Raw genomic sequence first — 14,319 nt, 5'->3', positions numbered from 1 at the left:
CGGCATGTTGGGGCAGTCGCCCCTCGCGCTCGTGCGCTCCACAAAAACCATGCCCCCGGCATGGGAGGTCGCCCCTCGCGCTGCGCGCTCGTGCGCTCCACAAAAACCATGCCCCGGCATGGTTTTCGTGGAGCGGGTGAAGGGAATCGAACCCTCGTCGTAAGCTTGGGAAGCTTCTGCTCTACCATTGAGCTACACCCGCCCGGCGCTTCCTATCTAGAAAGCAGCCGCAGGCTTGTCGAGCGGGTTCCGGCGCCGCGCGGCCGGCTTGCCCGACTGCTGCCATGGGCGCACCATGCGGAAAAGGGGAGAGCGACGATGGCGACACAGACGTCCGGAGCGGCTCGGGCAAACAGCCTCTGGGCTCGACGGGTGACCTGGGCAGCGGTGGTGCTTGGCGTCGGCAGCGTGATCGTGGCGCTTGCCGCCGCGCTGGGCGCCGGCCAGGGCATGTGGCATTTCCGCGGCGCCTTCGGCGTGCTGCGCTATGCCTTTTTCGTGGCGATCGCCGGCGCCGTCCTCGGCCTCGTCGGGCTGGTCATGGCGCAGCGCGCCCGTCGTGGGCGGCTGCTGCTCGCCAATCTCGCGGCTCTGGTCGCGGCGCTCGGCTTCCTGCTCTTCCTCGGGTCCCTGGTTCGCCAGGCGCGCAGCGTTCCCGCGATTCATGACGTCGCCACCGACCTCGACGATCTGCCGCAATTCACGCGGCTGAAGGTCCGCGCGGACAATCTCGAGAATGTGCCCGACATGGACCGGACGGCGCTGAAGGCGCTCTCGCCGGAGCAACGGTGGAAGGCCCTCCACCGGGAGGCTTATGGCGATCTGCGCACGATCAAGGTCTCGACCAGCGTCGAGGACACCGTGAGGCGCGCAGAGGCCCTGGCGCGCGAGCGGGGCTGGGACGTCGCGCTGTCCGATCCTGCGGGCGGTACGCTGGAGGTGACGGCGACCAGCCTGTTCTTCCGCTTCAAGGACGACGCGATCGTTCGCGTCCGCCCAGCCCCGGGCGGCGGCAGCCTGGTGGACATGCGCTCGATCAGCCGTGTCGGCGGCAGCGACGTCGGGATGAACGCGAAGCGGGTCCGCGCGTTCCTGGCGGACCTTTCTGCCGGCACCTGAAGACACAGGCGGATGAGGCTGCCAGCTTGCTTATGATAAGCACTGCTACTATATCTGTTCCATGGACGACAATTTCGCGATCGAGGTCGCCGACACGGCGCACGCGCTGCGGCGCGCCTTCGATCGGCGTGCCTGCGCATTGGGCGCGACTCGGGCCCAGTGGCGGGTGCTCGCCCGGCTGTCGCGTGAGGACGGCCAGCGACAGATAGCGCTGGCGGAAGCGATCGACGTCGAGCCGATCACTCTGTCCAGGATGGTCGACCGCCTCTCCGAAGCCGGGCTGGTCGAGCGCCGCCCGGACGGGGACGATCGCCGCGCCTGGCGGATCCATCTCACCGCCAAGGCGGGCCCTCTGCTCGACCAGTTGCACGTTCTTGCGGACGATTTCCTCGCCGATGCGTTGAACGGTGTCGGCGCGGACGAGCAGCGGATCGTCCTGGAATCTCTCCGCCGCGTGCGGGCGAATCTCGGCTGCGGGGCAGCCGGAACAGGGAAGCAGTCATGAAGCAGGGCGCCATCGCCGCCAACGACGTCGCCGCCGCGCCGGCGGAAGCCGCAGCCATCGCACCGCGCAGGACGAAGGGCAGGCTGCTGCTGATGCTGTCCGTGCCGCTGCTGCTGGCCGCGGTCGGAGCCTATTTGTGGCTGACGTCGGGCCGCTTCGTCTCGACCGACAATGCCTATGTCCAGCAGGACAAGGTGGCCGTGGCGGCCGAGATCTCGGGCACGATCGCCGAGGTCGCGGTGCGCGAAAACCAGCAGGTCAAGAAGGGCGATCTGCTCTTCAGGATCGATCCGAGCAACTATCGGATCGCGCTCGCCCAGGCGGAGGCGCAGATCGCCGCAGCGCAGGTGCAGGTCAATCGCACTCAGGCAGAGGTCGCCGGCAGCGGCGCCGATATCAAGGGCGCCGAGGCGAATCTCACCTACGCCCAGCGCGCATTCGATCGCCAGGCGGAGCTGCTGGAGCGCGGCTTCACCACCCGGGCGCGCTACGACGAGGCTCTGCACGAGGTGCAGGAAGCGCGCGAGCGGCTCGCCAACGCCCGATCCGAGGCCGAGGTGACGCAGGCGCAGCTGCGCAGCGGGCCCGACACCAACCAGCCCGCTTTGCTCGCCGCGCGCGCCGCGCGCGACAAGGCGCTGCTCGATCTCAAGCGGACAGAGATCCGGGCGCCCGCCGACGGGTACGTCACCCAGACCGATCGCCTCCAGGTCGGCAACGCCGTCATCCAGGGTATGTCGGTGGTGACCGTCGTGCGCAGCGGCGACGTCTGGGTCGAGGCGAACTACAAGGAGACCGATCTCGCCAAGATGGCGCCGGGCCAGCCCGCCGAGGTGAAGCTCGACGCCTATCCGAGCCGCAAGCTGCACGGCCACGTTGCAAGCATCGGCCGCGGCACGGGCTCCGAATTCTCGGTGCTGCCAGCGCAGAACGCGTCGGGCAATTGGGTGAAGGTCACCCAGCGCGTGCCGGTCCGCATCGTGCTCGATGAGGACGCCGGGCGGCCGCTGCTCGCCGGCCTCTCGGCGGAGGTGAGCGTCGACACCCAGGAGACGCCGCCGCCGGCCCGGTCCGCCGGCTCGGCGCATGCGTCGGCCACGATCCCGCAGCCCCGGGCCGCCGCCAGGCGCTGACGTGGCGAGCGTTGCCGCCGCCGCGCCGCCGCCGGAGCGGCTGGCCCTCGACCGCGTCGAGCACGCCATCGTCAGCGTTGCGCTGATGATGGCGGTGCTGCTGCAGGTGCTCGACACGACGATCGCCAACGTCGCGCTGCCGCACATGATGGCGAGCATGTCCGCCACCCAGGAGACGATCAACTGGGTGCTGACCTCCTACATCGTCGCCTCGGCCATCGCGATTCCGATCACCGGCTGGCTTGCGGACCGGGTCGGGCGCCGCCGCCTGTTCATCTGGTCGGTGGTGACCTTCACCGCCGCCTCGGTGCTCTGCGCGATGGCGCAGAACCTTCCCGAGATGGTCGCCTTCCGGGCGCTGCAGGGTGTCTCCGGCGCCTTCCTGGTGCCGATCGCCCAGGCCGTGCTGTTCGACATCAACCCGCCCGAGAAGCACGCCCGGGCAATGGCGATGTTCGGCATGGGCGTGATGATCGGGCCGATCCTCGGGCCCGTGCTCGGCGGATGGCTGACCGACAATTTCAGCTGGCGCTGGGTGTTCCTGGTCAACCTCCCGGTCGGCGTGCTCTGCACCTTGATCCTGCTGCGCTACATGCCGGCGTTCCCGGTCAACCGGCGGCGGTTCGACCTGTTCGGCTTCGCCCTGCTCGCGCTCGCATTGGGCAGCCTGCAGATGATGCTCGACCGCGGCGAGCAGCTCGACTGGTTCGCAAGCTGGGAGGTGCGCATCGAGCTCGGCCTCGCCATTGCCGGCGCATGGATGTTCGTCGTCCATCTGGTGACGGCACGCGAGCCGATCTTCGAGCCGAAGATGTTCACCGACCGCACCTTCGCCGTGTCGCTGCTGTTCATGGCCGTCACCGGCGTGCTGCTGTTAGCCGGCCTTGCCCTGCTGCCGCCCCTGCTCCAGCGCCTGCTCGGCTATTCGGTGCTCGATTCCGGCTTCCTCACCGCGCCGCGCGGGATCGGGACGTTGATCTCGATGATGGCGGCCGGCCGGCTCACCGGGAAGATCGATCCCCGGCTGCTGATCTTCGGCGGCATCGGGCTGATGGCGCTGTCGCTCTGGCAGATGTCAGGCTTCTCGCTTCAGATGGACTCGCGCCCGGTGATCGTCAGCGGTTTCGTCCAGGGGTTGGGACTGGGCCTGATCTTCGTTCCGCTCCAGTCGCTCGCCTTCTCCTCGCTGCCGGCCCAATACCGCACCACCGCCGCGGCATTGTTCAACCTGGCGCGCAACATCGGCGGATCGATCGGCATCTCGGCGGTCACCTTCCTGCTCGCGCGCAACCTCCAGGTCAGCCATGCCGATCTTGCGGCGCATGTGACGCCCTATACGCTGACGGCCGATCCCGCGCTGCTGCAGATGCTCGGCGGCCTCGGCGACAGCGTGGCGGCGATGCTCGACGCCGAGATCAACCGTCAGGCGCTGATGATCGCCTATCTCGACGATTTCCATGCGATGATGCTGGTGACGCTTGCCGCGCTGCCGCTCGTCCTGCTGCTCCGGCGGCCGAAAGGGGGCGCCGCCGCCGGTCCGCCGGTGATCGCCGACTGATGCGCAACCGTGGCGCATTCCGTCCGTTGGGCGGGCGAGTGCGGGAAGGAGATTCCAGATGATCGAACGGCGGCGCCTCGGCGCGAGCGGCCTCGAGGTGTCTGCCCTCGGCCTCGGCTGCATGGGCATGTCCGAATTCTACGGCAGCGGCGACGAAGGGGAATCGATCGCGACGATCCATCACGCGATCGAGCGCGGCGTCGATTTCCTCGACACGGCCGACATGTACGGCGTCGGCCGCAATGAGGAGCTGGTCGGCCGCGCCATCGCCGATCGGCGCGATCGGGTGGTGCTCGCCACCAAGTTCGGCAACGTTCGGGGAGAGGACGGCAGCTTCGGCGGCGTCTGCGGCCGCCCTGACTACGTCCGCTCCGCCTGCGAGGCGAGCCTGCGGCGGCTCGGCATCGAGACGATCGATCTCTATTACCAGCACAGGGTCGATCCGGACGTGCCGATCGAGGATACGGTCGGCGCGATGGCCGAGCTGGTTCGCGAGGGCAAGGTGCGCTTCCTCGGGCTCAGCGAGGCCGCGCCGGAGACCGTACGCCGCGCCCACGCCGTGCACCCGATCGCGGCGCTGCAGACCGAATATTCGCTGTGGAGCCGTGATCCGGAGGAGGCGCTCCTCCCGACCGTGCGGGAGCTCGGCATCGGCTATGTCGCGTACAGCCCGCTGGGCCGCGGCTTCCTGACCGGCCAGTTCCGCAGTCCCGAGGATTTCGAGCCCGACGATACCCGGCGTCGCCACCCGCGCTTCACCGGCGACAACTTCCAGAAGAACCTCGACCTCGTCGGCGAGATCGAGGCGATGGCCCGCGGGAAGGGGTGCACGGCCGCCCAGCTCGCACTCGCCTGGGTGCTGGGGCAGGGAGGGGACATCGTTCCGATCCCCGGCACCCGCCGCCGCGCCCGGCTCGACGAGAATATCGGCGCCCTCGACATTCGCCTGACGGAGGAGGAGCGCGCCCGCATCGACCGCATCCTTCCTCCCGGTGCCGCCGCCGGCGACCGCTATCACGCCCAGGGCATGCAGACGATCAACCGCTAGGGCGGTCACCTGGCTTGCGGACGACCACCTCCGCGACCAGCGGCGTGATCAGCCGGGCGCCCTCCGGCGCACGGTCCAGCGCCGTCGCCATCAGCTCGGCTTCGTCCGCCGTGGCATAACCAAGGTCGCGAAGCCGGGAGGAGTTCACGCGCATGAACGAGGCCGGCCATTGCCAGGTGAAATCGTCACGTCCGACGATCTCGACCAGCGGCCGGATCTCCACCACCTCGAGCCCCTCCGCCTGAGCCCAGAGGGGGAGATGGAGGGCGATGTCGGGCTCGCCGCCGGCATCGCGCCAACTCTTCATCACCAGATCACGGAAGCGGTCGAGCTCCTCGCTCGGCGGCATCATCTGCCAACCGCCGTAATCGGCATATTCGTGGAAGATCGCCGTCCCGCCCGGCTTCAGCGCGCGGGCAATGTTGGCGAGGGCACGCCGCGGTTCCGGCACGAAGCAGAGCAGCCACCGGCACCAGGCCGCGTCGGCGATTTCCTCGCCGAACGGCTCGGTGACGTCCTGCTCCAGCGTCACCAAATTCGTCAGGCGGCGGGCCGCCGCCCGCTCGGCGAGGCTGTCCAGGAAGCGCCGCGAGCGCTCGAGCGCGATCACCTGCCCGGCAGGACCGACCAGCTCCGCCAGGTCCATGCTCGCCCAGCCAGGGCCAGCGCCGACGTCGAGCACGGTCTTTGCCGGTCCGATGCCGGCGCGGCGCCAGCCGTCGAGCATCCGGGCGCGCCAGACGCGATGCTGCAGCCCCAGCCGTTCGATCTCTTCGTCTTCGGTGCCGAGCACGTAGTCGCGGTCCGCCATCGTTCCTCTTTCGCTGTCGAGCGGCCGCTTCAGCAGCAAAAGCGGCGGCGCGCCACCCCGGCGCTTGCGGTCAAAGCAGGATCAGCCGCCGTGCTTCCGCAGCCAGAGGCCGAACAGCTCCGGCCAGCGCGAGCCCGGCAGGTCACGCGGAAGATGGAGACCGAAGCCGTGGCCGCCCTCGCCGAAGATATGGGCGTCGCATTTCACCCCGTTCGCGCGGCAGGCGGCAAGCCAGTCGAGCGTATTCTCCAGCGGCACGACCGGATCGTCGCTGGCGTGAACGAGGAAGGACGGCGGCGTGTCCTTGCCGACGCGGAGCAGCGGCGAGCGCGCGTCCACCCTTTGGCGCGACGGGGCCGGGCCGAGCAGGAACTCGCCGGAGCGGCTGTTCGGGGCGCGATCGCGGAGGCTGGTCACCGGATAAACGAGCCCGGCATAGGCAGGTCGGGCGCTCTCGCGATCCGCCGCGTCGACCGGCTCGTAGATCCGGTCGCCGTGCGCGACCGAAAGATCGGCGGCGAGATGGCCGCCGGCCGAAAAACCGACGATTCCGAGCCGCGCCGGATCGATCCGCAGCTCGCGGGCATTGGCCCGGATCAGGCGCATCGCCCGCTGGGCGTCCTGCAGCGCCACCAGATCGCGCTGCGCCCATCCCTCGCCGGCGAGGCGATAGGCAAGAACGAAGACGGTGGTGCCGCCGGCATTGAAATGCTGGGCGACGTCGAGACCTTCGTTCTGGACCGAGAGGAACTGGTATCCGCCGCCGGGAAGCGAGAGCAGGGCGGAGCCGTCGGGCCGCGCCGGCCGGAAGACGTGGACCTCCGGCGTCGCGACACCGCGCAGCCACAATTCGCGCCCGCCCTTGGGGCCGTTCATCGTGTTGTTGGCGGCGATCGGCTTGGACGGTGCCCCCGGCGGCCGGCCCGGCCAAAGCTGGATCCGCTCCTTCGCCGGCCACAAAGGCGCGTCGGGATCGCTCGCCGCCGGAGTCGGCGGATCGCCCCAGCCCTGTGCCGAGGCCGATGTCGCCGCCAACACCCCCGCGCCCAGCGCCCCGCCCAGCAGACTTCTCCGGCCGATCTTCATGCCCATCCTCCCTGTTCTTTCGGGACGATGTGCCAGCGGAGCGGCGAAGAGGCTAGGGGGATGAAGCCCTGACCAGGCGACATACGTCATACGGTTCGGTCCATCAGGTGCGGCCTGCTTCCGGCACGCCGCAGCCGCGGCGGGGCGCGCGGACCCTGATCAGGATCTCACGGAGGGTCTGCAAAGACGCTTCTGCCTCGCGTGCCCTGTTCTACCCGGGATCCCGGCCTTCGCCGGGATGCTTTGGGCTGCGCCCAAAGCAAAAGGGCCGCCCCGAAGGACGGCCCTCTCGTTTTGCCCGGCACGAAGCGCGAAGCTTCGTGACGTTCGCCTTAGCGCTTCGAGAACTGGAAGCTGCGGCGGGCCTTGGCGCGGCCGTACTTCTTGCGCTCGACGACGCGCGGATCGCGGGTCAGGAAGCCGGCGCGCTTGACGGCGCTGCGCAGCACCGGCTCGTAGCGGGTGAGCGCGGTCGAGATACCGTGGCGAACCGCACCGGCCTGGCCGGAGAGGCCGCCGCCCTTGACGGTGGCGACGACGTCATACTGATCGCGGCGCTCGGTGATGTCGAACACCTGGTTGATGATCAGGCGCAGCGTCGGACGCGCGAAATAGACGGTCTGGTCGCGGCCATTGACCGTGATCTTGCCGGTGCCAGGCTTCAGCCACACGCGGGCGACAGCGTCCTTGCGGCGGCCGGTCGCGTAGGCGCGGCCCTGCTTGTCGATCTGCTGCTCGCGCAGCACGGCCTGGATCTGCGGGCCCTGGGTCGACACGCCCTGCGTGTCTTCGGCAGGCGCCTCGTTCGCAGCGGCGGGAGCCTCGGCAGCCGCAGGCGCGGCAGCCGCACCGGTCAGGTTGGCGAGGTCGGAAAGCGATTGACGATTGTCGGACATCAGGCACCCACCTTGTTCTTGCGGTTCATGCCCGCGACGTCGAGGGTTTCGGGGTTCTGGCCGGCGTGCGGATGCTCGGTGCCGGCATAGAGGTGGAGGTGGCGCATCTGCTCGCGACCGAGCGGCCCGCGCGGGATCATGCGCTCGACGGCCTTCTCGAGGACGCGCTCCGGGAAGCGGCCTTCGAGGACCTTGCCGGCCGTGACACCCTTGATGCCGCCGGCATAGCCGGTGTGGCGGTAATAGACCTTGTCGGCCAGCTTCTTGCCGGTGAACCGAACCTTGTCGGCGTTGATCACCACGACATGATCGCCGATGTCGGCGTGCGGGGTGAACAGCGGCTTGTGCTTGCCGCGCAGCAGGTTGGCGATGATCGTGGCGACGCGCCCGACGACGAGCCCGTCAGCATCAATCAGATGCCATTTCTTCTCCACCTCGGAGGCCTTGGCGGCCTTGGTGGTCTTCATCAGCGCCTTCATGGGCCCCAACTCCGTAACCAGCGGACGCCGGGAAGGCGCCCCTCATCTGAAATGAACCGCGCCGCCCCACGGCTTCTGCCACGGGCGGCGCTGACGAGCGGCCAAATGGCAGGAGAGGCCGATTAAGTCAAGAAAAAGCGCGGGTTTGACGGGAGGTAAAATAATACCTCGATCAAATCACGCTCGATCAGGGAAGGTGCTCTCCCGATCCGGCCACGGGCGTGGACGCCATGTTCGATGTCGATGCCGAAATCGCCGACGACCGTACCTTCGGGCCGGCGCGGCGCTCCCGGAAAAGCATCGGCGCGAAGATCAGCCCTGGGCCGTCTCGTCGAGGACCCATTTGGCGAAGCCTGGCGTGGAGGCGGCGATCGGCCAGGCCACGGCGGCGGGAAGATCGTAGCTGTGGAGCTCGGCGAGACGGGCGATCAGCGCGTCCGCCCTGTCGGCCGCCGTCTTGAACAGGGCTGCAGTCTCCTCGCCGTCCGCGATCCTGCCTTCCCATCGATAGATCGAGCGGCAGGTGCCGAAAATGTTGGCGCAGGCGGCGAGCCGCTCCTCGACGAGCGCGCGGGCGACTCGCTCAGCCTCTTCGTGCGAGGCGAAGGTGGCGTAGACCGTCGCGATGGTCTGATGCGTCTCGGTCACGCGCGCCGCTCGCCCAGCCGATGCGCGGTGGCGACCATTGCGCCGAGCAGGACCACCGCCATCGCCTGGTGGCCTGCCGCGATGTTGATGCGCACGCCGGACAGCAGGGTGAGGATACCCAGCACGATCTGAGCGGTCACCGCGGTAACGAGAGCGACTGCCTCGACCTTGAACCCGCGCCGCCAGGCCGTTCCGGCGAGCAGGGCGGCCGCGAGCGCCACGCCCCAGGCGAGCCAGCGATGGACGAACTGCACGACGATCGGATTGTCCGCGAAGTTGCGCACGAACGGCTCGAGCATCGGCGTCGCGGCGGGGAACCATTCATCGCCCATCCTGGGCCAGCTGGAGTAAGCGTAGCCGGCCTCGAGGCCGGCGACATAGGCCCCGAACAGCAATTGCAGGGCCAGGATCGACAGGGCCCAGATCGCGAGCGTCGGCATGCGCGCCGGCCGCCCTTCGGCGTCATTGGCGAGCTGTCGCAGATCCAGCGCAACCCAGAGCAGGGAGGCGAAGATCAGCAGCGCGGTGAGCAGGTGAACCGCTAGGCGGATGTGGCTGACCTCCGGGCGATCGACCAGTCCGGACGCCACCATCCACCATCCGATCGCCCCCTGCAGGCCGCCCAGCGCCAGCAAGGCGACGAGCTTTCGCCCGTAGCCCGCCGGGATCGCCCGCCGCGCGGCGAACCAGAGCAGGGGAAGCGCGAAGGCGAGCCCGATCACGCGCCCGAGCAGCCGGTGCACATATTCCCAGAAATAGATGTTCTTGAACTCGGCCAGCGTCATGCCGGCGTTGACCTTCTGGTATTGCGGGCTCTGGCGGTAGAGATCGAACTCGTCCTGCCAGGCCTGCTCGCCGATCGGCGGGATCGCGCCCGAGACCGGCTCCCACCGCACGATCGACAGGCCGGACTCGGTCAGGCGGGTGATCCCGCCGACGACGACCATCAGGAACACGAGGGCGGCGACGCAGAGCAGCCAGGTGGAAATCGGACCTGGACGGGAGCGGCGCGGCTGGCGGGGCGGGGAAGCGGCTGCGGTGGCCATGATGCGCCCCATATGGCCGCTGAACGGATCAAATCCAATGCAACTTTTTGTTACATGTTATGTTGTAACTTCTCCGTTACGGGCCTATACAAGGCTGCGTGAAAGGAGGGGCGTAGGACCGATGTTCGCCAATGTGGCGCGTAATGGAACGATGGACCGGATGGCGATCGCGCTCTCCGGCCTGTGCCTCGTTCACTGTCTCGCGAGCGCGATCTTCCTCGCCATGCTCTCCGCGGCGGGTGGCCTGCTGCTCGATCCGATCATCCACGAGATCGGCCTGATGCTCGCCATCGGGCTGGGCGTGCTCGCGCTCGGCCGGGGTATCGTGGAGCACGGTTTCATGATGCCATCGGCGGTGGGAGGCCTCGGTCTCGGCGTGATGGCGGGTTCCCTGATGATCCCGCACGGGGGCGGCAGCACGGTCTATTCGGTGATCGGCGTGCTGCTCCTCGCGATGGGCCATGATCTCAACCGCCGCGCGGTGATCTGAACCGTTTCGGACGGTTCGATATTCCAGTCTCCCGCGCTCCGCTCGGCCCCGACAGTTGCCCCTACGCGCGCGAAGTCCTACCTAGGGGCCATGGCCGACCATGAGCACCATCACGACCACCATGAGCATCACGGCGAGTCGCTGACCAGCGCCGCGCAGGCGACGATGGAGCGATCGGGCGAGCAATGGACGGCGATGCGCCAGGCCGTCTTCGAGGCGCTCGCCAGCTTCGATCGCCCCGCCTCGGCCTACGATATCGCCGACAAGGTGAGCCAGGCGCAGGGGCGTCGCGTCGCGGCCAACAGCGTCTATCGGATCCTCGATCTGTTCGTCGGCTCGAACCTCGCGCGCCGCGTGGAGAGCGCCAACGCCTATGTCGCCAACGACCATCCGGACTGCCTGCACGATTGCATCTTCCTGATCTGCGACACCTGCGGCCAGACCACTCATCTCGACGACGACACCTTGTCCGGCGGCGTACGCGCGGTCGCGAAGGCCGCCGGCTTCGCGCCGGATCGGCCGGTGATCGAGGTGCGCGGCACCTGCCACGACTGCAAGGAAGGCTGAGGCGGAGGCCCCGGCCTGCACGGACCCTGCACTATTTGCTCATTCGACACTGCGCAGGCTTTGGAGTAGCGGGGCGCAAAGGGATTATTGCGTAACATGACCGAGCGCCCGAACACGCCGCTTCTCGACACAGTGCCGACGCCGCGAGAGCTTCGCCGGCTGCGCAGCGACCAGCTCCGCCAGCTCGCCGACGAGTTGCGCGCGGAGACGATTTCGGCCGTCTCGGTGACCGGCGGCCATCTCGGCGCCGGGCTCGGCGTGGTCGAGCTCACCGTCGCGCTCCACTATGTCTTCAACACGCCCGACGATCGGCTGATCTGGGACGTCGGCCACCAGGCCTATCCGCACAAGATCCTGACCGGCCGGCGCGACCGGATCCGGACCCTGCGCCAGGGCGGCGGTCTCAGCGGCTTCACCAAGCGCAGCGAGAGCGAATACGATCCGTTCGGCGCGGCGCACAGCTCCACCTCGATCTCCGCCGCGCTCGGCTTCGCGGTGGCGAACAAGCTCGCCGGCACGCCGGGTCGGGCGATCGCGGTGATCGGCGACGGCGCGATGTCGGCCGGCATGGCCTATGAGGCGATGAACAACGCCCAGGCCGCGGGCAACCGCCTGATCGTGATCCTCAACGACAACGACATGTCGATCGCGCCGCCGGTTGGCGGCCTTTCCGCCTATCTCGCGCGATTGGTCTCCTCCAGCCCGTTCCTCGGCCTGCGTGACTTCGCGCGGCGGGTCGCGCGGCGGCTGCCCGATCCGCTCCACCGCGCGGCGCGCAAGGCTGACGAATATACCCGCGGCTGGGTGACGGGCGGGACGCTGTTCGAGGAGCTCGGCTTCTATTACGTCGGCCCGGTGGACGGTCACGATCTCGATGCCTTGATCCCGATCCTCGAGAACGTCCGCGACGCGGGCGAGGGGCCGATGCTGGTCCACGTCGTCACCAAGAAGGGCAAGGGCTACGGCCCGGCCGAAGCGGCGGCGGACAAATATCATGGCGTCCAGAAGTTCGATGTGGTCTCCGGCGAGCAGGCCAAGGCGCCGGCCGGGCCGCCAAGCTATACCGGCGTCTTCGCCAAGGCGCTGATCGCCGAGGCGGAACGGGACCAGGCGGTGGTCGCGATCACCGCAGCGATGCCGTCAGGCACCGGCCTCGACAAGTTCGAGGCGCGCTTTCCCGATCGCACCTTCGACGTCGGCATTGCCGAGCAGCATGCCGTCACCTTCGCAGCCGGCCTCGCCGCGCAGGGTCTCCGGCCGTTCGTCGCCATCTATTCGACCTTCCTTCAGCGCGCCTATGATCAGGTCGTCCACGACGTCGCCCTGCAGAACCTGCCGGTGCGCTTCGCCATGGACCGCGCCGGGCTGGTCGGCGCCGACGGCGCCACCCATGCGGGCAGCTTCGATCTCGCCTATCTTTGCACCCTGCCCAACATGGTGGTGATGGCGGCGGCCGACGAAGCCGAGCTGGTCCACATGGTCCATACGATGGCGCTGCACGACAGCGGGCCGATCGCGCTCCGCTATCCGCGCGGCAACGGCACGGGCATCGCTCTGCCGGCCTCTCCCGAGCGGCTCGAGATCGGCAAGGGGCGGGTCGTCCGCGAAGGCAAGAAGGTGGCGATCCTGTCGCTCGGAACCCGGCTGGAGGAGGCGCTCAAGGCCGCCGACATCCTGGACGCGCGCGGCCTCTCCGCGACCGTCGCCGACCTGCGTTTCGCCAAGCCGCTGGACGAGGCGCTGATCCGCCGCCTGCTGGCAAGCCATGAGGTCGCGGTGACGGTCGAGGAAGCTGCGGTCGGCGGCTTCGGTGCGCACGTCCTCACCATGGCCAGCGATCAGGGGCTCATCGACGCCGGTCTGAAGCTCAGGACGATGCGCCTGCCGGACATCTATCAGGACCACGACAAGCCCGAGAAGCAATATGAGGAAGCGGGGCTCGACGCGGCGGGAATCGTCGACACCGTGCTGAAGGCGCTGCGCCACAACAGCGCCGGCGTTTCGGAAGGCGCGCGCGCCTGATCCGGGCGATCGCCCGCAGACCAGCCTCATTGTCCGGGCCGCGGCGCCTGCGCTAGGGGCGGTCCATGGCGAAGATGCGTGCAGACCAGATGCTCGTCGATCGCGGGCTCGTCGAATCCCGCGCCAAGGCGCAGGCGCTGATCCTCGCCGGCCTGGTCTTTTCGGGTGAAAGGAAGATCGACAAGGCGGGACAGCCTCTCGCGTCCGACGCTGCGCTCGAGGTGCGCGGGCGCGAGCACCCATGGGTGTCGCGTGGCGGGATCAAGCTTGCCCATGCCCTCGATCATTTCGGCTGGGACGTCGGCGGGGCGGTCGCGCTGGACGTAGGCTCGTCGACCGGCGGCTTCACCGACGTTCTCCTCCAGCGCGGAGCAGCCAAGGTGTTCGCGATCGACGTCGGCACCAACCAGCTGGCCTGGAAGCTCCGCCAGGACCCGCGCGTCGTCGTCCATGAGCAGACCAACGCCCGCTACCTGACCGCCGAGATCGTCCCTGAGCCGATCGACATCGTGGTCTGCGACGCGAGCTTCATCTCCCTCGCCAAGGTGCTCGATGCCGCGATCGATCTGGCGAAGCCGGGCGCGCGGCTGGTCGCGCTGGTGAAGCCGCAATTCGAGGCGGAGCGGCACGAGATTGGCAAGGGCGGCGTCGTCCGCGATCCGGCCGTGCACAGCCGCGTCTGCGATGCGGCCGCCGCATGGATCGTGTCGCGCGGCTGGCGGCTGGAGGGGATCGAGACGAGTCCGATCACCGGCCCGGAGGGCAATGTCGAGTTCCTGCTCGGTGCGACCCGGGCGAACTGACCCTTTCCCTCTTTGCTTGCGCCCTGACAGCGCTGTCAGATATGGACGTCCGTGAACCGGCACCAAGGGCTCGACAGAAGCTGCGGCGCGCCGGCCACGGGGATGACT

The 14,319-nt window shown here is 68.7% G+C and carries 15 protein-coding genes and 1 tRNA gene; 9 read left to right on the top strand and 7 right to left on the bottom strand.

The features are described from left to right. Positions 1 to 128: 128 nt before the first annotated feature. Positions 129 to 202 (bottom strand) — tRNA-Gly (locus E2493_RS07085). A gap of 116 nt (positions 203 to 318) precedes the next feature. On the opposite strand from E2493_RS07085, the gene E2493_RS07080 reads away from it, so the two are divergent. From E2493_RS07080 to E2493_RS07060, 5 genes are all read left to right on the top strand, one after another. Next, positions 319 to 1,119, top strand: coding sequence for a DUF1499 domain-containing protein (locus E2493_RS07080; RefSeq protein ID WP_135085136.1), 801 nt, complete (start codon positions 319 to 321; stop codon positions 1,117 to 1,119). 61 nt (positions 1,120 to 1,180) lie between these two features. After that, entirely contained in the window at positions 1,181 to 1,624 is a 444-nt protein-coding gene (locus tag E2493_RS07075) for a MarR family winged helix-turn-helix transcriptional regulator (RefSeq protein ID WP_135085134.1), read from the top strand. Then, positions 1,621 to 2,757, top strand: coding sequence for an HlyD family secretion protein (locus E2493_RS07070; protein ID WP_135085132.1), 1,137 nt, complete (start codon positions 1,621 to 1,623; stop codon positions 2,755 to 2,757). The genes E2493_RS07075 and E2493_RS07070 overlap by 4 nt, the downstream gene beginning before the upstream one ends. Before the next feature lies 1 nt (position 2,758). Continuing rightward, on the top strand, positions 2,759 to 4,315 hold the full coding sequence (locus E2493_RS07065) for a DHA2 family efflux MFS transporter permease subunit (RefSeq protein WP_225421198.1): 1,557 nt from the start codon (positions 2,759 to 2,761) through the stop codon (positions 4,313 to 4,315). A gap of 61 nt (positions 4,316 to 4,376) precedes the next feature. Then, positions 4,377 to 5,363: an aldo/keto reductase gene (locus E2493_RS07060; protein WP_135085232.1), complete on the top strand. Its 987-nt coding sequence runs from the start codon at positions 4,377 to 4,379 to the stop codon at positions 5,361 to 5,363. On the opposite strand, the gene E2493_RS07055 is transcribed toward E2493_RS07060, so the two are convergent. The 6 genes from E2493_RS07055 to E2493_RS07030 form a co-directional block, all read right to left on the bottom strand. Beyond that, complete coding sequence (locus tag E2493_RS07055) at positions 5,353 to 6,174, bottom strand: class I SAM-dependent methyltransferase (RefSeq protein WP_135085128.1); 822 nt, start codon at positions 6,172 to 6,174, stop codon at positions 5,353 to 5,355. The two genes, E2493_RS07060 and E2493_RS07055, sit on opposite strands and share 11 nt — an antisense overlap. A gap of 81 nt (positions 6,175 to 6,255) precedes the next feature. Beyond that, entirely contained in the window at positions 6,256 to 7,260 is a 1,005-nt protein-coding gene (locus E2493_RS07050; RefSeq protein WP_135085126.1) for an alpha/beta hydrolase, read from the bottom strand. 332 nt (positions 7,261 to 7,592) lie between these two features. Next, on the bottom strand, positions 7,593 to 8,156 hold the full coding sequence (gene rpsI, locus E2493_RS07045) for a 30S ribosomal protein S9 (protein ID WP_135085124.1): 564 nt from the start codon (positions 8,154 to 8,156) through the stop codon (positions 7,593 to 7,595). Continuing rightward, on the bottom strand, positions 8,156 to 8,635 hold the full coding sequence (rplM, locus tag E2493_RS07040) for a 50S ribosomal protein L13 (protein ID WP_135085122.1): 480 nt from the start codon (positions 8,633 to 8,635) through the stop codon (positions 8,156 to 8,158). The genes rpsI and rplM overlap by 1 nt, the downstream gene beginning before the upstream one ends. Positions 8,636 to 8,947: 312 nt before the next feature. Next, a complete protein-coding gene (gene cutA / locus E2493_RS07035; RefSeq protein ID WP_225421197.1) occupies positions 8,948 to 9,283 on the bottom strand; it encodes a divalent-cation tolerance protein CutA in 336 nt (111 codons plus the stop codon). Continuing rightward, positions 9,280 to 10,329, bottom strand: coding sequence for a COX15/CtaA family protein (locus E2493_RS07030; RefSeq protein ID WP_135085120.1), 1,050 nt, complete (start codon positions 10,327 to 10,329; stop codon positions 9,280 to 9,282). The genes cutA and E2493_RS07030 overlap by 4 nt, the downstream gene beginning before the upstream one ends. 121 nt (positions 10,330 to 10,450) lie before the next feature. Between E2493_RS07030 and E2493_RS07025 the strand changes: the two genes are divergently transcribed. The 4 genes from E2493_RS07025 to E2493_RS07010 all read left to right on the top strand — a co-directional run bounded on the left by E2493_RS07025 (position 10,451) and on the right by E2493_RS07010 (position 14,211). Next, positions 10,451 to 10,819: a MerC domain-containing protein gene (locus tag E2493_RS07025; protein WP_191992976.1), complete on the top strand. Its 369-nt coding sequence runs from the start codon at positions 10,451 to 10,453 to the stop codon at positions 10,817 to 10,819. Positions 10,820 to 10,909: 90 nt separating this feature from the next. Beyond that, complete coding sequence (locus tag E2493_RS07020) at positions 10,910 to 11,386, top strand: Fur family transcriptional regulator (protein WP_135085118.1); 477 nt, start codon at positions 10,910 to 10,912, stop codon at positions 11,384 to 11,386. A gap of 96 nt (positions 11,387 to 11,482) precedes the next feature. After that, on the top strand, positions 11,483 to 13,408 hold the full coding sequence (gene dxs / locus E2493_RS07015) for a 1-deoxy-D-xylulose-5-phosphate synthase (RefSeq protein WP_135085116.1): 1,926 nt from the start codon (positions 11,483 to 11,485) through the stop codon (positions 13,406 to 13,408). A gap of 65 nt (positions 13,409 to 13,473) precedes the next feature. Next, on the top strand, positions 13,474 to 14,211 hold the full coding sequence (locus E2493_RS07010; RefSeq protein WP_135085114.1) for a TlyA family RNA methyltransferase: 738 nt from the start codon (positions 13,474 to 13,476) through the stop codon (positions 14,209 to 14,211). Positions 14,212 to 14,319: the final 108 nt, after the last annotated feature.

The sequence above is a fragment of the Sphingomonas parva (ex Maeng et al. 2020) genome, assembly GCF_004564275.1.
Lineage (GTDB): Bacteria > Pseudomonadota > Alphaproteobacteria > Sphingomonadales > Sphingomonadaceae > Allosphingosinicella > Allosphingosinicella parva.
Note: the sequence above shows the minus strand (reverse complement) of the source record. Positions and strands in the feature narration are given on the sequence as shown.

What these genes read in the sequence shown, in the direction of transcription:
- E2493_RS07030 (WP_135085120.1), bottom strand. Translation starts at nt 10,329, where the DNA reads ATGGCCACCGCAGCCGCTTCCCCGCCCCGCCAGCCGCGCCGCTCCCGT.
- E2493_RS07075 (WP_135085134.1), top strand. Translation starts at nt 1,181, where the DNA reads ATGGACGACAATTTCGCGATCGAGGTCGCCGACACGGCGCACGCGCTG.
- E2493_RS07010 (WP_135085114.1), top strand. Translation starts at nt 13,474, where the DNA reads ATGGCGAAGATGCGTGCAGACCAGATGCTCGTCGATCGCGGGCTCGTC.
- rplM (WP_135085122.1), bottom strand. Translation starts at nt 8,635, where the DNA reads ATGAAGGCGCTGATGAAGACCACCAAGGCCGCCAAGGCCTCCGAGGTG.
- E2493_RS07080 (WP_135085136.1), top strand. Translation starts at nt 319, where the DNA reads ATGGCGACACAGACGTCCGGAGCGGCTCGGGCAAACAGCCTCTGGGCT.
- E2493_RS07055 (WP_135085128.1), bottom strand. Translation starts at nt 6,174, where the DNA reads ATGGCGGACCGCGACTACGTGCTCGGCACCGAAGACGAAGAGATCGAA.
- E2493_RS07070 (WP_135085132.1), top strand. Translation starts at nt 1,621, where the DNA reads ATGAAGCAGGGCGCCATCGCCGCCAACGACGTCGCCGCCGCGCCGGCG.
- rpsI (WP_135085124.1), bottom strand. Translation starts at nt 8,156, where the DNA reads ATGTCCGACAATCGTCAATCGCTTTCCGACCTCGCCAACCTGACCGGT.
- E2493_RS07050 (WP_135085126.1), bottom strand. Translation starts at nt 7,260, where the DNA reads ATGAAGATCGGCCGGAGAAGTCTGCTGGGCGGGGCGCTGGGCGCGGGG.
- E2493_RS07020 (WP_135085118.1), top strand. Translation starts at nt 10,910, where the DNA reads ATGGCCGACCATGAGCACCATCACGACCACCATGAGCATCACGGCGAG.
- E2493_RS07025 (WP_191992976.1), top strand. Translation starts at nt 10,451, where the DNA reads ATGTTCGCCAATGTGGCGCGTAATGGAACGATGGACCGGATGGCGATC.
- dxs (WP_135085116.1), top strand. Translation starts at nt 11,483, where the DNA reads ATGACCGAGCGCCCGAACACGCCGCTTCTCGACACAGTGCCGACGCCG.